We start from the raw sequence: 24,846 nt of genomic DNA on the forward strand, positions 1-24,846 counted from the left end.
TAGATTTTTGAATTAGTCCAGCTTAAATGTAGGGAATGTTTTTTAGTTGACCTCAGCAGGAAATTCAAAAGTTATTGTTGCAGCAGACATTTTCCGGCAGTATGATTTTTGCTGATTTGTGATGAGAGTGCTACGCAAAAGTTTTAGTACTTTTAAGCAAGTGGGAATCCTATCTGAAAACTAGTATTGCGAAACGATGAAAAACAATTTTATGCGAACCGGGCTCGTGTTTATCATCATTTCACTCCTTTTCCTATTAGCTTGTGAACAGCGAGAAGATAAAAAGGCCTTACTGGAGGCCATCTCAGTCAATCCGGATTACAGTTCCTGGTCTCACTATCTGGGCGATCCTAAGAGAACACATTATTCCGTTTTGCAGGAAATTGATACTACAAATGCGAGCGAATTAAAAATCGCCTGGCAATACCAAAGTGGCGAATTGGAGGAAGGCAGAAATACCCAGATACAAACAAATCCACTCATACTGGGAGACCAGCTTTACGGCATATCACCTACAAATTCACTTTTTGCGATAAAGGCAGATACCGGGCAGTTTCTTTGGGAGTTTAAACCCGAAGCAGCGGATCAGACGGGCCTTGGGCTGAGTCGTGGAATGCTGTATTGGCCTGGAGAAATGCCAGAGGACGAAAGACTGTTTTACGCTTCCGGACCCAGGTTATACGCCCTGAGTCCGCAAACAGGATCTATAGTAGAGACTTTTGGAGACGGGGGTAGTATAGATCTTCGTGAGGGCCTGGGAAGACCAGCTGATAAATTACCATTGGTAATGACAACACCAGGGGTGGTTTTTCAGGACTATATTATACTTGGTCATCGCACTTCGGAGTCTCCGGGTGCCGCTCCGGGACATATAAGGGCTTTTAATGCCAAGACCGGAAAGCAGGAGTGGATCTTTCACACCATACCCCAACCAGGTGAATTCGGCTATGAAACCTGGCCTGAAGAAGCCTACAAAACCACAGGAGGAGCAAACAACTGGGCTGGAATGGCCCTGGATGAGGCCAATGGATTAGTTTTTATTCCGACCGGTTCCGCGGCCTTCGATTGGTATGGAGGTGACAGGTTAGGAGATAATCTTTTTGCCAATACCCTATTGGCCCTTAAGGCAGACAGCGGGGAAAGGGTATGGCATTACCAGTTTGTAAAACACGACGTTTGGGACCGGGACCTTCCAGCTCCTCCTAACCTATTGACGGTAGAAATGGACGGTAAACTGATCCCGGCTGTCGCCCAGGTTACCAAAAGCGGACATATCTTTGTATTCGACCGGTTAACTGGAACACCGCTGTTTCCTATTGAGGAAAAGACCTATCCTGCCACCAAACTGGAAGGAGATCAGACGGCGCCCTCTCAGAGCCTCCCTGTGAAACCTCTCCCGTTTGCCAGACAGATGCTGACAGAAGCTGACCTTTATGCACCGGAAAGACCTGCATTTGTTGACGATTTCATAGATAAGGATCAGAATATCAGCCCCCCAACCGTAAGTGAAAAATTAGCTTCTGTAACTTCCGAAGGTCAATTCATCCCCATAGATACGCGCGGGGTGATTCTGTACCCGGGGGCCGACGGCGGTGCGGAATGGGGCGGCGCCGCTGTTGATCCCAGAAATGGGGTCATGTATGTGAATGCCAATGAAATGGCCTGGATTGTTCGTATGGCCAAGGTTGGTGAAAAAGATGGCAAAAGGCTTAGCAAAGGGGCTACCTTAACGCAGATCCATTGCGCTCGCTGTCACGGAGGAGACCTGCAAGGCCTCGGAGCTATACCGGAATTGCAAAATGTAAAAGACCGCCTTTCCAGGGAAGCGATCTCAGAGATAATTCACAATGGAAAAGGTGCGATGCCGGCAATGCCAAACCTCAACGAGGATGAGCTGGCAAGCATCTCAGCATTCATAAAAGGAATTGAAGAACCTGAAATATCAGATCACAGGGCCGAAGATACCCCAGAGCTACCCTATGCCATGGTTGGATTTGGCCGGTTTAAGGATGACAGAGGTTACCCGGTTGTGAAACCGCCCTGGGGGACACTCAACGCCATCGACCTGAATACCGGTGAATACCTGTGGAAAGTCCCGCTAGGGAATGAAGAGAAATTGAATGATCCTGAGTATCCCGAATCTGGTACAGAGAATTACGGCGGTCCGGTTATTACCGCAGGGGGAGTCCTTTTTATCGGTGCCACAAAAGACGAAAAGTTCAGGGTCTTTAATATGAGAACGGGAGAAAAACTCTGGGAAACCGATTTGCCGGCAGGAGGTTATGCGACCCCGGCGACCTATGAGGTCAACGGGAAACAATACGTGGTCATAGCCTGTGGGGGAGGGAAAATGGGAACCCCTTCAGGAGCTGCTTACGTAGCTTTCTCATTATAAGTAAGTAACTGTAAATCAACATAAAAGACAGAAGTAATTATCCATATAATCTAAAGACACAATATGAAAATACCTATTAGTATATTATTGGTGATATTAGCCGTTAACCTTGTTTCAGCACAAGACCGTATCACCGGGGAATTGAGCGCAACCCGCTCTGAGGTTTTGGCGCAAAACGGCATGGTAGCCACTAGTCATCCGCTTGCAACTCAAGTTGGACTGGATGTCTTAAAAGCTGGTGGCAATGCGGTGGATGCTGCTATTGCAGCCAACGCCGCCCTGGGTTTAATGGAACCTACGGGTTGCGGCATTGGTGGGGACCTGTTCGCCATTGTATGGGATGCCAAAACACAAAAACTCTACGGACTAAATGCAAGCGGTCGATCGCCCGGGAGTCTTAAATTGGCGTACTTTGAAAAGGAAGGCATGGATGAGATCCCCTCCCTCGGGCCTCTTCCGGTTAGTGTTCCCGGAGCAGTGGATGGCTGGTTTGAGTTACACGGGAAGTTCGGATCCCAACCTATGGAGCAACTGCTACAACCCGCCATAGCCTATGCTGAAAAAGGCTTTCCCTTAACGGAACTGATCGCGTGGTATATGCAACGCTCTATCCCATACTACCAAAGTCAGGGATTCCCGAATATTGCGGAGACCTATATCGCACAGAACAACAATAAACTCCCGGCAGAAGGAGCGGTTTACAGGAACCCGTATCTGGCGGAAACCTATAAAAAGATCGCAAAGGGTGGACGGGATGCTTTCTACAAAGGTGAAGTAGCCAGGACCATCGCGGATTTTATGAAATCCCAGGGCGGATTTCTTTCTGTAAAGGACCTTGCGGATCACAGGTCTGAATGGGTAGAACCGATCTCAGTAAACTATCGCGGGTACGATGTATGGGAACTTCCACCGAACGGACAGGGAATTGCGGCCTTACAGATGCTGAAGATCTTAGAGGGTTATGATTTTTCAAACATAGAATTCGGAAGTGCAGAACACCTGCATCTCTTCACCGAAGCCAAAAAACTAGCGTTTGAAGACAGGGCAAAGTATTATGCTGACATGGATTTTGCAGAGGTCCCGGTCGCCGAATTGATATCGGAAGACTATGCCAATAAACGAAGGGAATTAATTAAGGATCGCGCCAGCACCTACAAGGCCGGGGAAATAAGTGTAGGTGAGACCATTTACATGACAGCGGCCGATAAGGATGGGAATATGATCTCACTCATTCAAAGCAACTATATGGGAATGGGTTCAGGTCTTGTACCTCCCCAGCTGGGCTTTATGTTGCAGAACCGGGGGAAATTATTCAGCCTGAAAAAAGGACAGGCCAATACGTATGCCCCGGAAAAAAGGCCCTTCCATACCATAATTCCGGCTTTTATTACGAAAGACGGAAAGCCCTATGTTAGTTTTGGGGTGATGGGAGGTGATTTCCAGCCTCAGGGTCACACCCAGATAGTCATGAACCTGATCGATTTTGGGATGAATCTACAGGAAGCCGGGGATGCTCCGCGTTGGGACCATAGCGGGGGCTCCAGCCCTATCGGTACGGGAAAAGAAGGTAGAGGCACGGTACGTGTGGAATCCGGCATACCCTATAAAACGATTCGCGGCCTTATGGGCCGGGGCCATTCCGTAGGATTCACCAGAGGTTCCTATGGAGGTTATCAGGCCATTTTATGGGATGATGAGAACAAGGTGTACCACGGGGCCTCTGAAAGCAGGAAGGACGGCATGGCAGCCGGATATTAAAGAAAAAACCAATTTATGAAAATCCTTTTGGCCTCCATAGGTACCAGGGGAGATATGGAACCGTTCCTGGCGGTAGGCGAACTACTTCAAAAACGGGGACATGAGGTTGTTTGTTTGTTTCCCGAACACTTCCGCAGCCTTGCTGAAGCCTCGGGCTTTCGGTTTGGGTCTTTAGGTCCGGAATTCATAGACCTTTTAGAGAGTGATATCGGCAAAGCTGCCATGGGCGGAAGCGCCTCTGTATGGCAAAAGATCAAGGCCTACTCCAAAATGGCCAGGATCTTCGCCCCAATACGAAAAGAGCTGGTAAAACGTCAGAAGGATTTCATCGAAACTGAAAAACCGGATCGTATTGTACATCATGCCAAAGCCCTTTACCCATTTTTCTGGGGTCAGGAAAACCCGGGGAAGAATATTTTGGTACTGCCGGTACCCTATGTAATGCATCCTGTAAAAGATCAGGCGCATGTGATGTTCAACCGGGATTTAGGACCCTTCCTTAACAGGGCTACCTATGGCCTGGCCCGCTTCGGATTGCTCAAAGCGACCAAAAGTGATGCCAAGGGGCTGGTACCTGAATCCATGCTTGCCAACACTATGGTAAAAAAGATGCTGGACGAGACGCCGTCCATCTATACCATTTCTCCTTCTTTGTTTTCCCGGCCTTCCTATTGGCCTTCTCACGTACAGGTACTCGGTTATCACGAGCGAAACAAGATCCTGAATTGGGAACCGGATGAAGCTTTACAGGCCTTCATGCAGAAACATCCCAAATTCGTGCTCGTTACTTTTGGAAGTATGATCAACCCTGCGCCTCAGAGGAAAACAGCGACCATTGTAAGGGCTCTTGAGAAGTATCAAATACCTGCACTGATCAACTGTGCAGAGGGTGGCCTGGAACCGCTTTCGGATTTCAATAGGGAGCTGATCCATTTTGTCCATGGCATTCCCTACGATTACATATTTCCCAGGACCTATGCGGTGGTACACCACGGAGGTTCGGGGACTTCGCATATGGCTATGAAGTACGCTTGTGCCTCCATGATCATTCCTCATATCATTGATCAGTTCTTGTGGAATAAGATCCTGAGCGAAAAAGGGGTCGGACCGAAGGGTCCGTCAATAACCTCCCTTAATTCCAAAAACTTCGATCCTAAATTGTCAGACCTCTGGCAGAACAATGCTTACAAAGCAAAGGCAAAAGAACTAGCCGGACAGATGGCCTTGGAAAAATATGAAAATGAGTTAGCAGAAGCCATAGTAAACCAGACTGATTGATCGAATACTATCAGGCTGTAGAAACAACGAGTTCCCGCTTAATTTCACGCCTCAGATAATACCCGGTCACGATAGTCGCCAATACATCGGCTATGGGAAAGGAGATCCATACCCCCAGTTCTCCCAAAAAGTTCGGAAGTATCAGAATGAGTGGGATAAAAAAGAACCCCTGCCTGGTAAGGGTAAGCAACAGGGCAGGAATTGCCTTGCCGATAGCCTGGAAATAAGCCGCTCCAATTAACTGCAGGGCGATAATGGGTGTAGCCGCAAAAACCCAACGCATTGCAGCAGGGGCATGTTCCAAAACAAAGGTGTTGGTCGCCAATTCTGCAGCGTCCATCCCCGGTCTATCACTTAAAAACAGGTTGGCAATCTCCGCAGGGAATACCATAAGGCCTATAAAGACCAGGGTTGCCATATAAGCGGCGTATCTGATCGCGGTATTGATAGATTTTTGTACTCTTTGGTATTTTTTAGCCCCGTAATTGTAACCCGCTATGGGCAGGAACCCCTGGGTTACCCCGAAAACAGGGAACAGGGCAAACATCAGCATCCTTCCGATAATAGCGTAAACCGCAACCATGGCCTCTCCTCCCAGGTTGAATAAAATATTGTTCATCAATAAATAGGTAACGCTCACCACGGCTTGCCGGGCCAGGGTCACAAAACCCAGCGCCCCAATTTCCTTTAGGATGGGTCTTTGCAATCCGAAGTGCAAGGGGCGAAGTTTTAACTCGGAATTCCTGGAAAGAAAGAACCAGAAGATATAGCCAAAACAGAGAAGGTAGCCAGCTGTAGTAGCCCAGGCTGCCCCATGCATACCCCAATCAAAAACATAAATAAAAAGGTAATCCAGGAAAAGGTTTCCAACCGATGGGATAATCATGGCGATCATGGCATTCTTAGGTTTCCCTTCTGCCCTGATGACTGTATTTCCCATCATACAAAGCGCCAGAAAGGGCACTCCGTATAACACAATGATGTAATATATCTTGGCCAGTTCAAATATGCCCCCCTTTCCACCAAAAGCCGGAATTAGGGTATCTACAAAATAAAGGCCGAGAATTACCATGGAGACGGTCACCAGCAAGGTAAGGGTGATCTGGTTCCCAAAGGTTCGCAGGGCTTTTTCCTTGTTATCGGCTCCGAGGGCCCGGGAAATAATACTGCTTCCTCCAATTCCTATGGCCATCCCCAGAGCCGCGATAAAGAAAGAAACAGGCAGTACTACATTAATGGCCGCAATGGCGATGGAACCTATCCAGTTCCCTACAAAGATAGAATCTACCAGTACGTTAATGCTCATTACAAGAATGCCGATTGAAGCCGGCACGGCTTGTTTAACGAGTAGTTTTCCGATAGGTTCAGTGCCTAATTGTTCCGCGGAGACTTTTGCCATATGGGGTTTTAGGGTAAGGCGAGGTTGCCGTGCAAAACTAATCCTTTATTTGCTCTTTTTCCAGGCTTTGCCTCGCATTTGTCCTTAATTCCTTTATGTAATCCGAGGAAATGGAATAGCGGGCGATCTCAGACGGGTAAAACTTCTTTTTTGTTCCAGTCTTCAATCCATTCTACCATCAATTCCACCCAGGGATCACTATCGTTCAGACAGGGAATGTGTTTGTATTCCGCTCCCCCCGCTTCCTGGAATTGCTCCTTACCTTCCATGGCGATCTCTTCAAGGGTTTCCAGGCAGTCCGAAACAAAGGCCGGTGTTATGACAGCGAGGTTCTTTTTTCCTTCTTTGGCCAGACGTTCAAATTCATAATCCGTATAGGGTTTCAGCCAGGGGTCTCCTGCAAGTCTGGATTGAAACGAGGAGCTCACCTTATCATCAGGGAGATTGAGAAAAGCCTTTACGCGTTCAGTAGTGTCATAACACTGATGGCGGTAGCAACTGTGATGGGCCACAGAGTTAGTCTGGCAACAGCTTCCGTCTATTTTACAGTGAAAGCTGGTGGGATCTGATTTTCTGATATGACGTTCCGGAATACCGTGATAAGAGAACAATATGTGGTCGTAATCGATGTCTTTCAGGCCAGAAGCAATGGCCTCCGAAAGCACCTTGATATATTTGTCATTCTTATAGAAGGCCGGGAGGGTGGTAATCCTGATTTCGGGAAACGAAGCCTTTTGTACTTCCATGGTCTTTACCACCACCGTTTCATAGGAACTCATGGCGTAATGAGGATATAAAGGTACCAAAAGCACCTCATCCACCCCTTTACCTTTCAGTTCCTGAAGGGCCTTTTTTATAGACATGGATCCATAACGCATCCCCAGTGCAACAGGCAAGGCTGTTTTAGACCGCACCTTTGTGGTAAACCTCTCTGAGATCACAATAAGCGGGGAGCCTTCCTCCCACCAGATCTTGGAGTAGGCTTCTGCGGATCGCTTGGGCCTGGTTTGTAGAATAATTCCGCGGACCAAAAGTATACGCAGCCACTTAGGCACGTCAATCACCCTTTCGTCCATTAAGAATTCATCCAGGTAAGGTTTTACGTCCTTAGGGGTAGGACTGTCAGGAGAACCCAAATTCACTAGTAAAACTCCCTTCATAGCGTTGTAATTTTAGCAGCGCTAAAATACGACAAGCAAGGAAATTCCGTTAGGATAATGCAAATTGTTTTTCGAATGTACCTATAAAGGAATCTTATGATTTTGACTAACGGGAATCATTTTGAGAAGCTTAACATAATTTCCTGTTAATTCATCTAAAGCATTTTGAACTGCCCGTTTTTTTGGGCAACTTAGTCTTAAATCTTTAGCGGACATGCGCATTTTTGTTGTTTTCATATTCTTTTTTTCAGGCTTTGTGCTCAGCGCCCAGGAGAAGAACAGTTTGCTATGGGAGATTTCCGGTAATGGACTTGACAAGAGTTCTTATCTCTACGGAACCATGCACGTGAGTAAGAAGATTGCCTTTCGTTTAGACGATGTGTTCTACGAAGCACTGGATCAAAGTGATATGGTTGCCCTGGAATCTGATCCGGCCACCTGGTTGGAAAGCGACCTGAACAATGGCTTTATGGGATACCAGAATAACGGCGGAGTTTCAGCAGGCTTTTATACCAGAGCGTTTAGCGTAAGAGCACCTACCAAAGAACAACTTGCCAGTTATCTCGCTTTTGAGGACGGCATGCTCAATAATATACTTTATCGTACCAATGAGTATTCCCAAAACTTCGAAGAAGAGACCTACCTGGATATGTTCATATATCAGGCCGGTGCCAAGTTTGAAAAGCCCATTGTTGCGCTTGAAGATCTTGAAGAAGCTACAGCCCTGGTGGGGCGGGCCAGTATGAATGCTGTGAAGCCCAAACCGGATGAATGGTTGCAGAAGCGCATGAAAAGGCAAGACCTGATGCTGCTAATGCAGGACGCCTACCGGGAGAGGAATATCAACCTTCTGGACTCCATAGACCGGGCCATGTATACGGATCACTATTTGGAGAACATGCTGTATATCAGGAACAGGAATATGGCCCACAGCCTGGATTCTGTTATGCGCCATGGAAAGGTTTTTGCCGGAATCGGTGCTGCACATTTACCGGGGGAGCAGGGTGTTATTTCCTTACTTCGGGATAAGGGCTATACGGTAAAGCCACTGATCTCCCGTTCCACCTCCAGAGGATTGCAACTCAAGACTAAATTTGAAAAGAAGCGAAAGAGCAACGCCTATCTCCCTCAGGGGCCGGACGATGACTTTTTTACCATAGGCCTTCCTGAAAAGCTATACCCTGTATCGGAATTTTGGGCTACTACATACATTGCTCCCGACCTGGCAAATGGCAGTTATTTGATCGTAAACAGGATACCCACATATGCCTATTTAAAAAAGGATGGGATACGAACTTTGGCAGAGATAGACGCCTTGCTTTTTGAGAATATACCGGGTAAGATCCTGGACAAGAAAAGGATACAAAAAGGTCCTTTTGAAGGGCTGGATATTCGAAATCAACTTAAGAACGGAGATCATCAGCGCTATCAAATTTTTATCACTCCCCTGGAGATACTCATTTTTAAGATGGGGGGAGAAGGGGATTTCGTCAAAGTAAGTTCGGATACCATTTTCAACAGTCTGAAATTCAAAAATGAACCTGCGAAAAAGCTTTCCTTAAGTTCCGGGTTTAAGGATTTCAGTATCAGGCTGCCTTCTCTTTACAGTTTTAAGAACAGGTTCCGTTCCGGTAAGCGGAATTTGGAAGCCTATGACTCACTGACGGATACTTATTATTTCCTGAGGCGAGCGACCTTGAACGATTTTTCTTTTATAGAGGAAGATACTTTTGAACTTAAGCATATTCAAAAGCGCTTCCTGCAGGACCTTAAAATAAAGCCTTCTAAGGAAAGTTTCGTCGAGGACGGTTTCGTTTCGACCAGCAAGTTGGATCCCAAATCCAGGAAATCACTTCATCTAAATACTGTTTTCAGGAGGGGAGATTATTATTTAATGGGAGTTTTGACAGAAGATCCGGAGGAAGCCTCCAGCTATTTCAGTTCCTTCAAATTAAACGATCCAAGCTATTCCAAGGCCTTTGAGAAGATCAGGGATACCGCCCTCTTCTTCACAACCGTTTCCCCGGTTGAACCGCCCAAATTCGTTGAAAGCAGTAATAATTACTATCAGGGAAGGTCTAAACCCAAGCCCTATGACGCTTATACCAAAAAGACGCGTTATACCAACAAAAATGATGAATCCATTGCGGTAGAACTGACAAAGTCTCACGATTTTTTGATGTTCAAAACCATCGATTCCGTATGGGCACTTCGGAAAAAACAATACGCGAAAAAGAAGCTATGCATTCAGGAAGAGTGCACCGCTAAACCATCGGATGGATTGTATGAATTACAACTTACCCTTACTGATACTGCCAGTACCAGGGGCATACTGGTAAAGAATGTGCTTAAGGGAGGTTTGCTTTACGAGCTTAAAGCCGTTATTGATACCGTACAACAGCCCAGTAGATTTGTTTCGGAGTTCTTTTCGAATTTTAAACCATTGGATACCCTTATTGGGCGTGATATTTTGGAGGATAAAACACAGGATTTCTTTACCGCTTTACGGGAGAATGACAGTATAGCAAGTAAAGGCTATCGCTTTTTGCGGTTTGACGAATCACATATAGATTCGTTGACCCATTATATCGAGAATTTTGATTTCCCTTCAGATAAAAAGCACATCCGGTCCCACCTGATCCAAAGACTTGGTAAGATTGAAGACCCCAGGGTTGTTTCATTTTTTAGGAACTACTATGCCAATTCGTATGATAATTCCACGGCTCAGGCCAAGATCTTGCAGTCTGTTGCAAATTCACAGGACGAGGAATCTACAGAATTACTTCTGAACCTTCTCACCCAGGATTTACCGTTGGTTTCCAAATCCCTGGAGATCCAGAAGATCTTCAGTCCTTATAGGGACAGCCTGCAGCTGGCCAGGAAGCTTTTCCCTGAAATCCTGGACTATGGAAGCATCCCGGAATATAAATCCCCGGTCTTCTCCCTGCTGGCTTCATTGAAATCAGAAGGTTTGCTTAAACCTAAAGTCTATAAAAAATATAAGAAGCAGATCCTTAACGACGCGAGGATACAGCTCAAAAGACAGTTGGGAAGCTATAATTCGGACGAGAACAAAAGGGTTAGCTATAACAGGGCAAACAGCAAACAAAACCTTATTCTCCGGGATTATGCCACACTACTATTCCCATTCCGTAACGAAAAGCATGTGCGACAGTTCTTTGACAAACTCTTACTGTTAAAAGATCCTGAAATTCAATGCACCTATGCTGTATTGCTTGCAGAAAACGGAGAGCAGATCCCTCAAAAGCTTCTTAACGGTCTGGCGGCAGACATAAACAGTCGCGCCAAGTTGTACGACGGTCTGGAAAGTATCGATAAGTCCACGCTATTCCCTTCCTCTTATGCTTCTCAACAGTTTATGGCCGAGAGCGCTCTATTCAAAAAGAGAAAATTTAGCGAGACCAGGGACAGTCTGAAATTCCTTGAAAAGCGCCCCATAATGTATCGCGGCGACAAGTACAATGGCTATTACTTCATCTTGCGAAACAAACAGAACAAGAATGAGAATGGAAAAATATACCTTGTGGTATATGAGCAGAGAAAACCATTGAGCACCAAGCCCTTTTACCAGAGCAAAGGCCTAAGAATAGAGGATACGGATACGGAGGAGGAAACCATAGGTTACGCCCAGGAGGCTTTTATTCTTAAAGACCGAAAGCGCGCCATGGTATACCGACCAGATCGCTATCAGGGCTACGGACACTACGGTTATTGAATTACTGCTAAATAATTCCCTATTTTTAAGCAAAACTTCTATTTCGGTGAAAATTAAGCTTGCCATATTATTCATTTGCTGCACAGTATCTGCCTGCCTGGCCCAGGATATTATTTGTTCTGCCAAAGACAAAGAAGCCTTTCATAAGAAGATAGGGGAATTAGAATCTGTGGAGATCAAAAAAGCAGGTGAGAACATGGTAGCAATAGGCAAGACCTTTCTGGGCACGCCTTATGTAGCCAAGACCCTTGAGATTGGCGAGGTGGAATCCCTGGTGGTCAATCTTCACGGATTGGATTGCACTACTTATGTTGAGAATGTCCTTGCTTTCAGTCTCATAATGCGTACCAAAAATCCGGATTTTGATTCCTTTGTAGCCACACTGGAGAAGATACGATATAGGGATGGAGAATTGGATGGCTATGGTTCCAGGTTGCATTATTTTACAGAATGGATCGCCAATAACGAACAGAAAGGCCTGATGAAGGATGTAACTGCAGAACTTGGCGGGCAGCCTTTGCAGAAAGAGATCAACTTTATGAGTACCCATCGGGATCTTTACCCCTTTCTTAAAAGTGACTCGAATTTCGATAAGATCGTAGGGGCGGAAAAAGGGTTAAACAGCAGGTCAATTTGCGTTTTATCGCAAGATCAGATCGCCACCCAGGAATCTTTGATCAAATCCGGGGATATCATCGCATTGGCTACTTCAATTGCAGGCTTGGATGTTACTCATACCGGTATTGCCACCCGGGAGGCCGACGGACGTATCCATCTACTACATGCTTCTTCTTCCGGACAGGTGGAGGTATCTGAATTACCACTGGTAGACTATCTCAAAAAGATCAGTAAGAATACGGGAATAATTGTCGCCAGGCCTTTATAGGCAGTACTAGCCGTTAAGTGACATCAAATACTTCTTGGGGGTAGTGCCGTACTTTTTCTTGAATGCAGCAATAAAATGACTGGAAGTGCTGTAACCCACCCTAAGTCCTACTTCATTGACGTTATAGGTATTGGACTCCAACATTTTTCTCGCCATTTCCATCTTGTAGTCAAAAAGAAAACTATAAACGGAATCCCCATATATCTGTTTGAAACCTTCCTTTAACTTCTTTAGAGGTAAACCGATCTCCTTGGCCAGTTCATTGAGGGTAGGAGGTTCTGCCATACGGTTGATTATGATCTCCTTCGCCTTTCGAATTCTGTTGACATTATCTTCGTCTGCCAGGTACGGGCACTGTTCCATATCCGCATCTTCACTGTGATTGAAGTAGAGCGATATCAGTTCATAAACTTTGCCCTTTACGTATAATTCCTGTATGGAACTATGTATGTTATTGTTCATGATCTGACTCAGAATGACGGCAATCGAAGGCGAAATATGTTCCTGGGAATAGTACTTCTTGTCCTTGTTCTCCAAGGTTAGAAAGTGAATATGATCAGCCTCCCTGGAAAACAGTGAATGAAACTTGCGAATGCTCATAATAATACTGACCATCCAGGTATTCGGAGCTACCTCAGCCTCCAGAGGTAAGTCTGCCTGGGTGTTATAGAGTAAGAGGGAATTCTCCTCCGGAACGTCCAGGGCATACCTGCCCTCGTTAAATATAAATTTGAGATTCCCTTTGGAACAAAAGTGGAATTGAATAAAGGAACGGTCTATAAACCGATTGACCTTAAAAGCCCTGGCGGCATCGTTTTGCGCCTTCAACACTACGAAACCTTCCTCAATCTTTAGTTCATCTAAAGAACCTTTGGCGACACTTTCAACTTGCATAAAAATTGGATATTGACGTCTTTTATTTAGATTTGTTCTAAATAGATTAGCTCAAAAACGCTATATTTCCTACAAAAATAGCAATTTTATTCCGGAAAACCGGCTTGACTGCTGCCCTAAACCTATTTCGGCATATTTTGTTCCTCTAGCGTTATTTTTAATGAAGGCAGGCGTGTATTTTTGTTTCCGATCTAATTTAGGGAATGCAGCGTTATCATATTTCCAGACATAATTCTTTCTACACCATAGGCCTTAGCTACAAAAAGGCCGACGCGGATATAAGAGGCAGGTTTAGCCTTGATGAAGTTTCTGCAGTGGCTTTGCTGGAACAGGCAAAGGCAGAAGGTATTGACGGGCTGCTCGTCACTTCAACCTGTAATAGAACAGAATTACACGGTTTCGCACAACACCCTTTTCAGCTTATAAAATTACTTTGCGACAATACGAAAGGAACCGTCGAAGAATTTCAGGCAGTCGCCTATGTCCACAAAAACAAGGAAGCGATCAACCACCTTTTCAGAGTTGGGACCGGTTTGGACAGCCAGATCCTGGGAGACTTTGAGATCATCAGTCAACTTAAACGCAGCTTTATCCGATCTAAAAAGATCGGCCTGGCTAATCCTTTTCTGGAGAGACTCTGCAACGCTGTTATCAGGGCCAGTAAGCGCATCAAGACGGAGACCCAGATCTCCTCGGGTGCTACCTCGGTAGCTTTTGCTTCTGTACAGTATATTTTAAAGGAGATACCGGACATCGCTAATAAAGATATTTTGTTATTCGGAACCGGCAAAATCGGGCGCAATACCTGTGAAAACCTGATCAAGCACACCGATCACTCCCATGTTACCCTGATCAATCGGACCCGCGATAAGGCCGAAAAGATAGCAGGCAAATTTAACCTGGTAGTCCGGCCCTATTCCGAGCTCGCTTCGGAGATCAGGAAGACCGATATACTGATCGTGGCCACAGGCTCTCAGTCACCGACGATCACCAAAGAACTGATCCACAACAAAAAGCCCTTGCTTATACTGGACCTTTCCATCCCAAAAAACGTTTCGAACGAAGTTGCCCAACTTGAGCACGTTTCCCTGGTTCATTTGGATGATCTCTCCAAAATAACAGACGAGACCCTGGAGCGCAGAAAAGCATTTATTCCTCAGGCAGAAGAGATCATTGAAGAGATCAAATCTGAATTCAGTCAATGGCTGGAAACGAGGAAGTTTGCCCCGGTAATCAATGCCCTGAAGAAAAAATTGAATTCGCTTAAAGACGCGGAATTGGACTACCAGTCCAAAAAACTCGCCAACTTCGACTCCCAACAGGCAGATATCGTTTCGGAGCGGATCATTCAGAAGATCACCAGGCAATTTGCCAATCACCTCAAGGAAAGTGATCACAATGCGGAGGACAGCCTGGAACTCATACAAAAAGTATTTCAACTAGAACTGGATTCCAAATGAGTGCCCCAATCCGAATTGGAACGCGAGATAGTGAACTCGCGTTATGGCAGGCGAACACCGTAAAAAAAAAGCTGCAGCAATTAGGGCATGAGGCAGAACTCGTTCCGGTAAAATCCGATGGCGACCTCCGTCAGGATCTTCCACTCTACGAATTAGGCATAACCGGCATCTTTACAAAAACCCTTGATATTGCCTTGTTGGAAGGCCGGATAGATATTGCAGTACACTCCATGAAAGACGTACCTACCACCTTGCCCAGGGGTATTGTTAAAGCGGCGGTTCTAAAAAGGGCAAGTTTCCGGGATATTCTGGTTCACGATGGATTGGATTTTCTAAACGCCAAAGGAACCATAGCCACAGGCAGCCTTAGGAGAAAGGCGCAGTGGTTGCATCGCTACCCCATGCATGAGGTGGTAGATCTTAGAGGCAATGTCAATACGAGACTTCAGAAATTTCAAGATCATAAATGGGACGGTGCAATTTTTGCGGAGGCCGGTCTGGAGCGTATTGGGAAGCTACCGGCAAACCATACAGCCCTGGAGTGGATGATACCAGCACCTGCACAAGGCGCCATGTTGATCGTTTGCATGGAAAACGAAACGGACTTGACACGTAATCTGGCTGCCCTCAACGACCCGGCAACAGATCACTGTACCGCCATAGAACGGGAATTTCTGAAAACCCTGGAAGGTGGTTGTACCGCCCCGATAGGAGCATTGGCAACGAGTTCTGGAGATGAAATACATTTTAAGGGCGCCTTGTTCTCCCTGGATGGTCAGCAAAGGTTCATGGTGAACGAAACAACCCCAATGGACCAAATAAAAGATTTTGGAAAGGCATGTGCCCTGGATATTCTAAACCGTGGAGGAGAAGCCCTGATGAGGTCCATAAAAATGCAGATGAGTAAATGAGGAATGTACTCTCAACCAAGATACTGACCAAAGATCAAAGACGGGCTATTCCATCGGACCAATACCAACTTGTGGAATACGATGCCATTCACGTTGAGTTAATTGACATAAATACCAATCAGACCGCGGATTACCACATATTCACCAGCAAAAATGCCGTAAGAGGATTTTTGAAGGCCAACCTCCAAAGCAGACCTTGTTTCTGTGTTGGAAGTAAAACGAAGCAGTTTTTGGAAGAAAATGGGCAAAAAGTGGTAAAAAGTGCTAAAAATGCCCAGGAATTAGCGCGTTTTATCGAAAAAAATCATAAAAACACATCTTTTTTGTTCTTTCGTGGGAATCGCTCCAGAAAGGAACTTCCTACTATTCTGACCACTGCAGGCATTGCTCTGGCTGAAATAGAAGTATACAAGACGGAGCTCATCCACAAAAAGTTCGAGCAACAGTTTGACAGCCTGCTTTTTTTTAGTCCAAGTGGGGTAGAGAGTTTCTGTAGTATGAATAGTATGGGTATCGCTACAGCTTATTGCATCGGTACCACCACGGCAGAAAAAGCTCTGGTTTATACTAAAAATGTTTGTGTCGCGAAGCACCCAACGATAGAAGATGTAATTAAGCTGTTGACCATTCCGGATCAGTTAGGAACGGATCGCGGCTACTATACAAAACTAAATTGACATGATTAAGAACGATCTTTTCCTTAGAGCGCTAAGAGGAGAAACGGTAGATCGGCCCCCTGTTTGGCTGATGCGACAGGCTGGGCGATACCTGCCGGAGTTTATGGCCATACGGGAGAAATATGATTTCTTTACCCGCTGCCAGACCCCGGAACTGGCTTCGGAGATCACGGTACAACCGATAAGAAGGTACGGAATGGATGCCGCGATATTATTCAGTGATATTCTGGTTATCCCCCAGGCCATGGATATAGAGGTACTGATGAAGCCCAACTTCGGGCCCTATCTGCCGGAACCTATCCGCAATGCGGCAGATGTAGATAAGGTTCAGGTTCCGGACGTTACACAGGAGCTGGACTATGTGATGCAGGCCATAAAAATGACCAAGGAAAAACTGGCTGGCGAGATCCCGCTCATCGGATTTGCCGGCTCACCGTGGACCATCCTATGCTACTGCGTTCAGGGCCAGGGCAGCAAGACTTTTGACAAGGCCAAAGAATTCTGTTTTACACAACCCGAAGCCGCCCATAAGTTGCTGCAAAAAATAACCGATACCACTATTGCCTATTTGCAGGAAAAAGTGGGTGCGGGGGTAGATGCCGTCCAGGTCTTTGATTCCTGGGGTGGGATGCTGGCACCGGATGACTACCAGGTATTCTCATGGCAGTACATCCAACAGATTGTCGATGCTCTTAAAGGGCTGGTCCCTGTAATAGCCTTCGGCAAGGGTTGCTGGTTCGCTTTAAAGGAAATGTCCCAGTCCGGGGCATCTGCACTGGGCGTAGACTGGACCTGTTCCGCGAGGAATGCACGTTACCTTTCCGGAGGCAACATAACGCTTCAGGGAAATTTTGACCCCTCCCGTCTCTTATCTCCACCAGAAGAGATAAAAAAGCGGGTGAAGCGTATGATAGATGAGTTTGGGAAGGACAAATACATCGTCAACCTGGGGCATGGGATTTTACCCAACATCCCTTTGGAAAACGTGGAGGCTTTTATAAATGCGGTGAAGGAATATCATGAATAATGAGGCTCTGGCGGCTAATAAGAATACTAAAACCGAATCAGCTATGGAAGCTGCTAAAGTTAGGTTTCCGCTACCCCTTGATGATAAGCCCCACCCTTAAGGCAACTCGCTTGACCGTAGCCATTTCTAATGCTAACTATGGAAAACAACATCATAAAAATACAGCTGCCAACGCCTTTAGACATGCGCTTTGGAATTACCTGATCGCTAAAAAGTGTAGTTCCTGGTCCGGGGAACCACAAAGGATACTCGATTGGACACAGAAGATCACTGATCTCCACGAGGATTTCCTTCCAAATAAACCACTGGCCCGGGAAATGGATCTGCACAACAACAAGGTTGGAAGGCACCTATACACGAAAATGGGAGATCTGTCAGTAGAAGCCTTGATCAGCTTGCTCCAAGAGAAGACAGATGCCTCTCAGTTCGTTTCGCAAATTGAAGAATTGACAAAATTGCCAGAAGGTCAGTTGGCACATATTGTAGAAGCAGATAAAAATGAAGGATAAATTTTACCAATACATACAGGACTTGCAAAACACCATTTGTGGGAAGCTTGAAGAAGTTGATGGGAAGGCCAGATTCCGTGAAGACCTTTGGGAGCGCGCCGAAGGTGGTGGAGGACGGACCAGGGTGATCGAAAACGGGGAAGTTTTTGAAAAAGGCGGGGTAAATATCTCCGCGGTACACGGAGCACTTCCGGAAAGCATGCAAGCTTATTTTGGGGTAAAGGACAGTGATTTTTTCGCCTGCGGACTAAGCCTGGTTATCCATCCTAAAAGCCCTATGGTACCGACCGTTCACGCCAATTGGCGCTATTTTGAATTGTACAACGGTGATGGTGAAATCGTGGATCAATGGTTCGGCGGAGGGCAGGATCTTACACCCTATTATCTGTTTGACGAGGACGCCCGACATTTTCACCAGGTATGCAAGGAAGCCTGCGATAAGCACCATCCGGAATTCTACGGTAAATACAAAGAGCGCTGCGATTCCTACTTTTGGAATACGCATAGAAATGAGGCCAGAGGAGTTGGGGGGTTGTTCTTTGACTATTGCAAGGCAGATAAGGACATGAATATGGAAGGTTGGTACAGTTTCGTTACCGAAGTAGGGGATCATTTCCTGGATGCATATATACCAATCGTTACAAAACGAAAGAAACTCCCATACACCAAGGAAAATGAGGACTGGCAACAGATCCGAAGGGGTCGTTATGTGGAGTTTAACCTGGTTCATGACAAGGGCACCTTATTCGGTCTTAGAACGAATGGAAGGATAGAAAGCATTCTGATGAGCCTGCCACCAAAGGTACAGTGGAGATACGATCACAAACCCGTAGAGGGAAGTGAGGAAGAGCGTTTGCTGAACATTCTGAAAAAACCCAGGTCTTGGATCTGAAACAATGGTTATGGTACTTTTTGCTTTGTCCTCTCTTTTTCTTCGGTCAGGATAGCACTTACATACGGTCATTTCCGGAAAAGATCACTTTTAGATTAGGGCTTCAGAACACTTCCAATACCTTTATTGTCAATGACACAGGATCGGGTCAACAAATTACCCTTGAACCGAATGATAAAGTATACCTCGGCGGTTCCATTTTGTTCAGGTCTATAGAATTGGATCTGGGCTTCGCCCCGAACTTCTTTGATGCCAATAACGACAATAGTGGGACTCGTTTACTCACCTTTAATTTCAGAATGTTTCTGGGCAGGTGGATGCAAACTCTGGACTTCTACAGTCAAAAAGGTTTTTCCTTTACCTCATCGGGCAATGCTGTATTTTTTCCCGATGTGAGTACACTCAAAATAGGTGGGACTACGTCCTATATTTTCAACAAACGCTTTTCGTTCAGGGCTATTGGTTTTCAGAATGAATGGCAGAAAAAAAGTGCCGGGAGCTTTATTCCGGGCTTTACCGCATACTACACCAAATTCGACCTAAACAGTGATGACTTCAGTAGTGACAGCCAATCTTACGACTTTGCTCTCGGCCCTGGTTATTACTACAATCTGGTTATTGGAAAACATTTTATCCTGGGCGCCGGCAATACATCTGGCCTGGGAATAAATATTACCCGCTCTGATAGCGGGAATAATACTTCACTGCTTTTTGAAACGGTTTTCCGTGTTGTATTTGGATATAATTCTGAACGGTTTTTTACAGGACTAAATAGTCGACTGTTATACCTTAGTCATAATACCGATCGCTACACACGGCTTGATGATACTATTGGTTTTGTGGAGTTTTACCTGGGTTACCGTTTCGACGCCCCAAAAAAATGGGTAAAGGCGGCAGATAAATTCAATAGTAAGTTCGGTTTTGATTAAGTTTATACTATCAAACGCTTGTATGAGATGAAACAAACCATTTATCAGATAGATGCTTTTACGGACAAGCCCTTTTCTGGAAACCCCGCAGCGGTATGTATCCTGGAAGACTGGCTGGACGACAGCCTTATGCAACAGATCGCCATGGAGAACAACCTGGCGGAGACGGCTTTCGTAGTTAAAAATGAGGATCGCTATGAGGTCCGCTGGTTTACACCTGAGGTGGAAGTAGATCTTTGCGGCCATGCCACCCTGGCATCTGCCTATGTGCTTTTCAATTATTATCAACCTGATGGAGATACGCTGCGTTTCTTTTCAGCGCGAAGCGGTGAACTTGTGGTAAAGAGGGATGCTGATGGGACCATGACTATGGATTTCCCGGCAGACACCCTTACCAAAGTAGCGTCTATGACCCTGTTGAACGAAGCTTTGGGTAAAGAACCCCTGGAAACCTTTAAAGGAAAAACAGACTTTTTGCTGATATACGATGATCAGGAAGGCATTGAGGCCATGCGCCCGAATTTCTTAAAATTGAGTCAGCTTGATGCGAGAGGGGTCATTGTTTCAGCAGCTGGGAATTCGGTTGATTTTGTCTCCCGCTTCTTTGCCCCTCAGTCCGGGATCAACGAAGATCCGGTTACCGGATCGGCTCATACCAGTCTTACACCCTACTGGTCTGAAGTTCTCGGAAAAACAAAAATGACGGCGAGACAACTCTCGGCCAGAGGGGGAAATCTGCAATGTGAGTATTTGGGTGAACGCGTTAAGATCGCAGGAAAGGCCGTTCCATACCTGATCGGAGAAATAGAAGTTTAAAACTCAAGAATAATGTATCCATTACGCAGAAACCGGCGCCTAAGAAAAAGTGAAGCCATTCGCAGCCTGGTAAGAGAAACTCGGCTGTCTCCGGATGACTTTTTAGTCCCGCTCTTCGTCGTAGAAGGCAAAGGGGTAAAAGAGGCTATTCCCTCCATGCCCGGCTATTTCCGGATGAGTCTGGATTATCTAAGAGAAGAAGTGAAAGAGTTATGGGGTATGGGCCTGGGTGCTGTGCTGTTATTTGTAAAGGTCCCGGACGACCTCAAAGACAACAAAGGAACAGAAGCCCTCAACCAGGATGGCTTAATGCAAAGGGGTGTCAAGACCATAAAGGATGCCTGTCCGGATATGCTTGTTATGACGGATGTGGCCCTTGATCCGTATTCTTCAGTTGGGCATGACGGTCTGGTATTGGAAGGAGAAGTACTCAATGACGAGACCGCTGAATTACTGGCTGAGATGAGCATAACACATGCCAGGGCCGGAGCAGATTTCGTAGCGCCCAGCGATATGATGGACGGACGGATACTGACCATTAGAGAGGCGTTGGACGATGAAGAATTAAGCAATACGGGAATCATGAGCTATAGCGCCAAATACGCGAGCGCTTTTTACGGGCCCTTTAGAGACGCTCTGGATTCTGCACCGGTGAATATGGAAAACATCCCCAAAGACAAAAAAACCTATCAGATGGATCCGGCAAATCGTCATGAGGCCCTGAGAGAAACTGAAATGGACATAGACGAAGGTGCGGATATCGTTATGGTAAAACCCGGTATTTCTTATTTAGATATCGTCCGGGATATCAAGAATGAAATTGAAGTCCCACTGGCGGTCTACCAGGTTTCCGGAGAATACGCCATGGTGAAGGCCGCGGCCGAAAAAGGCTGGCTGGATCACGATGCGGTAATGTTGGAGCAACTGATCGCGATAAAACGGGCTGGCGCAGACATCATCGCGTCCTATTTTGCAAAAGAAGCGATAAAGCTGATCTAATTTAGGCACGATACATTGAAAAAAATCACAATAATACTAATCGGTTTATTCTGTTTAGGCGCTTACTCTCAGGAGGTTGCGGATCTTCGTCATGTGGATAATTCCATGACAGAGGAAGCCAACCCTGTTTCAGGTTCCACATTGGATTCCACCTATGTTTTTAGCCGGGTAGATTCCATCATTACACGCGGAATAAGGGAACAGGCCTTCCCTGGGGCCCAACTTCTGGTCGCTAAGAACGGTGAGACCGTATTTCATCAAACCTATGGCTTCCATACCTATGACAGCATTAAAGCTGTAGCCAAATCCGATATATACGACCTGGCCTCAGTTACCAAAATCACCGCTCCGCTTCCGGCCCTTATGAAGCTGGTTGACGAAGGGAAACTGGACCTGGATAAACCTTTTAGCACCTATTGGAAACCCTGGCGAAAATACCCAAGCAAGAAAGAGCTTACCCTTAGGGAAATTCTCGCTCACCAGGCAGGCCTGGAGCCTTACATCATCTTTCTGAATAAGGCACTGAAAAAAGGCCGCTTTAAAAAACGCTTTTTGCGAACAACTCAAAGTGATCGTTTCCCCTTACAAGCCTATGAAAACATCTTTGTAAGTCCCCGTTTCAAAAATAAGGTCCATCGCATGGTCAACCGGTCGGAAGTAAAATCTGCCAAGAAGTACCGCTATTCCGGACTGACCTTTCTGGTATTCCCGGACCTGATCTCTCAACTTACCGGAATGCCATACGACCAATACCTGCAAACTACTTTCTACGCCCCGTTGGGCTGCAATACCCTGGGTTTCAACCCGGAATACAGAAATTTTGAAAACACCATAGTTCCCACAGAAATAGACACTTTATATCGAAAAACCCTTACACAGGGCTGGGTACACGATGAGAATGCCTCATTGCTAGGCGGAGTTTCAGGCAACGCGGGGCTTTTTGGCACGGCGGAAGACCTTGCTACATTGATGCAACTTTATCAGAATTACGGGATGTACGACGGTAAACGATACCTGAGTGAAAAAACCGTTCAGGAGTTTATAAAAGTACAGTTCCCCGAAAATGACAACAGACGCGGACTCGGTTTTGACAAACCCCTGCTCAATAACTCCAATCTCCCTCTGGAAGAAGCTTATCCCGCTCCTGAGGCCAGCAAAGACAGCTTTGGACATAGCGGTTTTACCGGAACTTTTGTCTGGGCAGATCCCGAAAACCAATTGGTATTTATTTTTCTATCCAATCGGGTATACCCTTCCCGAACCCATAGGAATCTATATGAACTCAATATCCGAACGGCCCTGCATCAGGTATTTTATCAGGGCTTCCAATAAAGGCTTATTTTGATTTAAGTTTACAGAATTAGTACCTTCGCCATCTAGAACCAAGCTTTATGGGACTTCTCGTATTTTACGCGCTTATCTCCATATTTTTCTCCTTTTTATGTTCCATACTTGAGGCAGTCCTGTTGAGTGTCACTCCTACTTTCATCAACCTAAAGAAGAAGGAAGGCAAAGCTTTTGCCACTGCCCTGGAAAACCTGAAGAAAGATGTAGACAAACCGTTAATTGCAATTCTTACCCTAAATACCATAGCCCATACCGTTGGTGCTATTTTGGTGGGAGTTCAGGCGAAAACGGCATATGCCCAGCTATACGGCAGTCAGACCAGGACCATTTTCGGGGTGGAATTTACTGAAGACCTTATGGTTGGGGTAGTATCTACCATTATGACCATATTGATACTCGTGGCCTCAGAGATCATACCTAAAACCATTGGCGCTACATTCTGGAAGCAATTGGCCCGTTTTACGACGACCACCTTGCGAGGAATGGTATGGGCCCTGAAATGGACTGGTTTATTGTGGCTACTTCAGCTTTCAACCAAACTCATTGGAAAGAAAGGAGCGCATGGGAGCGTTCTTAGCCGGGAGGACTTTACTGCCATGGCGGATATTGCCCATGAAGAAGGGGTATTCCAGGAATCCGAATCCACAGTTATTAAGAATCTAATTCGATTTGATGAGGTCTCCGTCAAAAACATCATGACCCCACGAAGTGTCATGAAAACGGCGGATGAAAAAACAACGATCCAGGAATTTTTTGACGATAACCCAAAAATGCGCTTTTCCCGTATCCCAATTTTTGGGGAATCTCCCGATCATATTACCGGCTTTGTGCTTAAGGATACCTTACTGGAGGAACTGGTCAACAAAAATGGCAAAGAACCGCTTTCATCCATAAGAAGGGATATCCTGGTCACCAGCCGAAACACCCCAATCCCAAAACTCTTTGAGATTTTTATTGCCAAAAGGGAACACATTGCTTTGGTGGTAGATGAATATGGCTCCGTCAGTGGCCTGGTGTCCATGGAAGACGTAATTGAAACGCTGTTAGGCCTGGAGATCATGGACGAAAGTGATAACGTTGCAGACCTGCAACAACTGGCCCGGAAAAACTGGAAGGATCGTGCAAAGCGGCTGGGTATAATCGAAGAGAACACTGAGATCGAGTGATGGAAGAGGCTTATGTACGTACACCTTTGGGTATGGCGTTGATCAGCGGGGATGAAAACGGTCTGAAAGCTATAAAAGTGTTGGATACCGCTCCTTCTCCTACCCTTTCCATACCTTCTGGACTTCAGGAAGCTGCAGACCAACTGCAACAATATTTTGAAGGGACTAGAAAGACATTTGATCTGCGACTTGATCCGGATGGCACGGAATTCCAACATCAGGTATGGAAGGCCCTTTTGAATATCCCGTATGGCAAGACGATCTCATATCTTGAACTCTCCAAGACCCTGGGTGATGTTAAAGCCATAAGAGCTGTTGCCGCGGCCAACGGAAAGAACCCCTTATGGATCGTTATTCCCTGTCATAGAGTGATTGGGAGTGACGGCTCACTTACCGGTTATGCCGGTGGTTTGCACCGGAAAAAATGGTTGTTAAACCACGAGTGCCCTGATAAGCAGCAGAGCCTTTTCGAGCTTTAGCCAACCGATGGGTCTGTTGCGTGACCAGGGATGGCAAACTGCTTCTGAATACGTTCGTTTGATCGGATTTTTGTGTTGGAAACCTGATTAGGTCAGAATTTTAAAAGTAGCTACTCCTCAATTTACCG

20 protein-coding genes are annotated in these 24,846 nt (G+C 45.9%); 17 read left to right on the top strand and 3 right to left on the bottom strand.

From position 1 onward, the window contains the following. Window positions 1-211 precede the first annotated feature (211 nt). The 3 genes from GTQ38_RS02475 to GTQ38_RS02485 all read left to right on the top strand — a co-directional run bounded on the left by GTQ38_RS02475 (window position 212) and on the right by GTQ38_RS02485 (window position 5,431). Entirely contained in the window at window positions 212-2,395 is a 2,184-nt protein-coding gene (locus GTQ38_RS02475; RefSeq protein ID WP_161433636.1) for an outer membrane protein assembly factor BamB family protein, read from the top strand. 63 nt (window positions 2,396-2,458) lie between these two features. Next, entirely contained in the window at window positions 2,459-4,153 is a 1,695-nt protein-coding gene (ggt, locus tag GTQ38_RS02480) for a gamma-glutamyltransferase (RefSeq protein ID WP_161433637.1), read from the top strand. A 15-nt stretch (window positions 4,154-4,168) separates the two neighbouring features. After that, a complete protein-coding gene (locus tag GTQ38_RS02485; RefSeq protein WP_161433638.1) occupies window positions 4,169-5,431 on the top strand; it encodes a glycosyltransferase in 1,263 nt (420 codons plus the stop codon). Between the two features lie 10 nt (window positions 5,432-5,441). Here the strand turns inward: GTQ38_RS02485 and GTQ38_RS02490 are convergent, their stop codons facing one another. Continuing rightward, window positions 5,442-6,830 (bottom strand): MATE family efflux transporter, encoded by a 1,389-nt coding sequence (locus GTQ38_RS02490; RefSeq protein WP_161433639.1) that lies wholly within the window; start codon window positions 6,828-6,830, stop codon window positions 5,442-5,444. 128 nt (window positions 6,831-6,958) lie between these two features. After that, a complete protein-coding gene (gene hemH / locus GTQ38_RS02495) occupies window positions 6,959-7,990 on the bottom strand; it encodes a ferrochelatase (protein WP_161433640.1) in 1,032 nt (343 codons plus the stop codon). A 214-nt stretch (window positions 7,991-8,204) separates the two neighbouring features. Between hemH and GTQ38_RS02500 the strand changes: the two genes are divergently transcribed. Both GTQ38_RS02500 and GTQ38_RS02505 read left to right on the top strand, forming a co-directional pair. After that, window positions 8,205-11,726: a TraB/GumN family protein gene (locus GTQ38_RS02500; RefSeq protein WP_161433641.1), complete on the top strand. Its 3,522-nt coding sequence runs from the start codon at window positions 8,205-8,207 to the stop codon at window positions 11,724-11,726. A 46-nt stretch (window positions 11,727-11,772) separates the two neighbouring features. Continuing rightward, complete coding sequence (locus GTQ38_RS02505; RefSeq protein WP_161433642.1) at window positions 11,773-12,612, top strand: N-acetylmuramoyl-L-alanine amidase-like domain-containing protein; 840 nt, start codon at window positions 11,773-11,775, stop codon at window positions 12,610-12,612. A 6-nt stretch (window positions 12,613-12,618) separates the two neighbouring features. Here GTQ38_RS02505 and GTQ38_RS02510 read toward each other — a convergent pair whose 3' ends face one another. Continuing rightward, on the bottom strand, window positions 12,619-13,506 hold the full coding sequence (locus GTQ38_RS02510; RefSeq protein ID WP_161433644.1) for a helix-turn-helix transcriptional regulator: 888 nt from the start codon (window positions 13,504-13,506) through the stop codon (window positions 12,619-12,621). A 203-nt stretch (window positions 13,507-13,709) separates the two neighbouring features. Here GTQ38_RS02510 and hemA point away from each other — a divergent pair, with 203 nt between their 5' ends. The 12 genes from hemA to GTQ38_RS02570 are packed head-to-tail and all read left to right on the top strand — an operon-like array spanning window position 13,710 to window position 24,718. Then, window positions 13,710-14,966 carry a glutamyl-tRNA reductase gene (gene hemA, locus GTQ38_RS02515; protein WP_161433646.1) on the top strand — a complete coding sequence of 419 codons (1,257 nt, stop codon included), beginning with the start codon at window positions 13,710-13,712 and terminating at the stop codon, window positions 14,964-14,966. Further along, a complete protein-coding gene (hemC, locus tag GTQ38_RS02520) occupies window positions 14,963-15,877 on the top strand; it encodes a hydroxymethylbilane synthase (RefSeq protein WP_161433648.1) in 915 nt (304 codons plus the stop codon). The genes hemA and hemC overlap by 4 nt, the downstream gene beginning before the upstream one ends. Continuing rightward, the gene (locus tag GTQ38_RS02525) at window positions 15,874-16,554 is read left to right on the top strand and encodes a uroporphyrinogen-III synthase (protein ID WP_161433650.1); all 681 of its coding nucleotides are present in this window, start codon (window positions 15,874-15,876) and stop codon (window positions 16,552-16,554) included. The genes hemC and GTQ38_RS02525 overlap by 4 nt, the downstream gene beginning before the upstream one ends. Window position 16,555: 1 nt before the next feature. After that, window positions 16,556-17,581: a uroporphyrinogen decarboxylase gene (gene hemE, locus GTQ38_RS02530; protein WP_161433653.1), complete on the top strand. Its 1,026-nt coding sequence runs from the start codon at window positions 16,556-16,558 to the stop codon at window positions 17,579-17,581. Further along, complete coding sequence (locus GTQ38_RS02535; RefSeq protein WP_394350952.1) at window positions 17,581-18,090, top strand: DUF6973 domain-containing protein; 510 nt, start codon at window positions 17,581-17,583, stop codon at window positions 18,088-18,090. The genes hemE and GTQ38_RS02535 overlap by 1 nt, the downstream gene beginning before the upstream one ends. Further along, window positions 18,080-18,982, top strand: a complete 903-nt coding sequence (gene hemF / locus GTQ38_RS02540; protein WP_161433657.1) for an oxygen-dependent coproporphyrinogen oxidase — start codon at window positions 18,080-18,082, stop codon at window positions 18,980-18,982. Before GTQ38_RS02535 ends, hemF begins: the two co-directional genes overlap by 11 nt. Continuing rightward, a complete protein-coding gene (locus GTQ38_RS02545) occupies window positions 18,973-19,911 on the top strand; it encodes a DUF4421 family protein (RefSeq protein ID WP_161433659.1) in 939 nt (312 codons plus the stop codon). Before hemF ends, GTQ38_RS02545 begins: the two co-directional genes overlap by 10 nt. Window positions 19,912-19,938: 27 nt before the next feature. Continuing rightward, window positions 19,939-20,727 carry a PhzF family phenazine biosynthesis protein gene (locus GTQ38_RS02550; RefSeq protein ID WP_161433661.1) on the top strand — a complete coding sequence of 263 codons (789 nt, stop codon included), beginning with the start codon at window positions 19,939-19,941 and terminating at the stop codon, window positions 20,725-20,727. A gap of 12 nt (window positions 20,728-20,739) precedes the next feature. Next, complete coding sequence (gene hemB, locus GTQ38_RS02555) at window positions 20,740-21,726, top strand: porphobilinogen synthase (RefSeq protein WP_161433663.1); 987 nt, start codon at window positions 20,740-20,742, stop codon at window positions 21,724-21,726. Between the two features lie 15 nt (window positions 21,727-21,741). Continuing rightward, the gene (locus GTQ38_RS02560; RefSeq protein ID WP_238857753.1) at window positions 21,742-23,058 is read left to right on the top strand and encodes a serine hydrolase domain-containing protein; all 1,317 of its coding nucleotides are present in this window, start codon (window positions 21,742-21,744) and stop codon (window positions 23,056-23,058) included. Between the two features lie 59 nt (window positions 23,059-23,117). Beyond that, window positions 23,118-24,239 (top strand): CNNM domain-containing protein, encoded by a 1,122-nt coding sequence (locus tag GTQ38_RS02565; protein ID WP_161433664.1) that lies wholly within the window; start codon window positions 23,118-23,120, stop codon window positions 24,237-24,239. Beyond that, the gene (locus tag GTQ38_RS02570) at window positions 24,239-24,718 is read left to right on the top strand and encodes a methylated-DNA--[protein]-cysteine S-methyltransferase (RefSeq protein WP_161433666.1); all 480 of its coding nucleotides are present in this window, start codon (window positions 24,239-24,241) and stop codon (window positions 24,716-24,718) included. The genes GTQ38_RS02565 and GTQ38_RS02570 overlap by 1 nt, the downstream gene beginning before the upstream one ends. Window positions 24,719-24,846: the final 128 nt, after the last annotated feature.

It is taken from the genome of Poritiphilus flavus, from assembly GCF_009901585.1.
GTDB classification, from domain to species: Bacteria; Bacteroidota; Bacteroidia; order Flavobacteriales; family Flavobacteriaceae; genus Poritiphilus; species Poritiphilus flavus.

Excerpts from the sequence above, each read along its gene's own strand:
- GTQ38_RS02570 (WP_161433666.1), top strand. The coding sequence starts at position 24,239 with ATGGAAGAGGCTTATGTACGTACACCTTTGGGTATGGCGTTGATCAGC.
- hemE (WP_161433653.1), top strand. The coding sequence starts at position 16,556 with ATGATTAAGAACGATCTTTTCCTTAGAGCGCTAAGAGGAGAAACGGTA.
- GTQ38_RS02565 (WP_161433664.1), top strand. The coding sequence starts at position 23,118 with ATGGGACTTCTCGTATTTTACGCGCTTATCTCCATATTTTTCTCCTTT.
- GTQ38_RS02500 (WP_161433641.1), top strand. The coding sequence starts at position 8,205 with ATGCGCATTTTTGTTGTTTTCATATTCTTTTTTTCAGGCTTTGTGCTC.
- hemB (WP_161433663.1), top strand. The coding sequence starts at position 20,740 with ATGTATCCATTACGCAGAAACCGGCGCCTAAGAAAAAGTGAAGCCATT.
- GTQ38_RS02485 (WP_161433638.1), top strand. The coding sequence starts at position 4,169 with ATGAAAATCCTTTTGGCCTCCATAGGTACCAGGGGAGATATGGAACCG.
- hemA (WP_161433646.1), top strand. The coding sequence starts at position 13,710 with ATGCAGCGTTATCATATTTCCAGACATAATTCTTTCTACACCATAGGC.
- GTQ38_RS02510 (WP_161433644.1), bottom strand. The coding sequence starts at position 13,506 with ATGCAAGTTGAAAGTGTCGCCAAAGGTTCTTTAGATGAACTAAAGATT.
- GTQ38_RS02535 (WP_394350952.1), top strand. The coding sequence starts at position 17,581 with ATGAGGCTCTGGCGGCTAATAAGAATACTAAAACCGAATCAGCTATGG.
- GTQ38_RS02525 (WP_161433650.1), top strand. The coding sequence starts at position 15,874 with ATGAGGAATGTACTCTCAACCAAGATACTGACCAAAGATCAAAGACGG.
- ggt (WP_161433637.1), top strand. The coding sequence starts at position 2,459 with ATGAAAATACCTATTAGTATATTATTGGTGATATTAGCCGTTAACCTT.
- hemC (WP_161433648.1), top strand. The coding sequence starts at position 14,963 with ATGAGTGCCCCAATCCGAATTGGAACGCGAGATAGTGAACTCGCGTTA.
- hemF (WP_161433657.1), top strand. The coding sequence starts at position 18,080 with ATGAAGGATAAATTTTACCAATACATACAGGACTTGCAAAACACCATT.
- GTQ38_RS02550 (WP_161433661.1), top strand. The coding sequence starts at position 19,939 with ATGAAACAAACCATTTATCAGATAGATGCTTTTACGGACAAGCCCTTT.
- GTQ38_RS02475 (WP_161433636.1), top strand. The coding sequence starts at position 212 with ATGCGAACCGGGCTCGTGTTTATCATCATTTCACTCCTTTTCCTATTA.
- hemH (WP_161433640.1), bottom strand. The coding sequence starts at position 7,990 with ATGAAGGGAGTTTTACTAGTGAATTTGGGTTCTCCTGACAGTCCTACC.
- GTQ38_RS02490 (WP_161433639.1), bottom strand. The coding sequence starts at position 6,830 with ATGGCAAAAGTCTCCGCGGAACAATTAGGCACTGAACCTATCGGAAAA.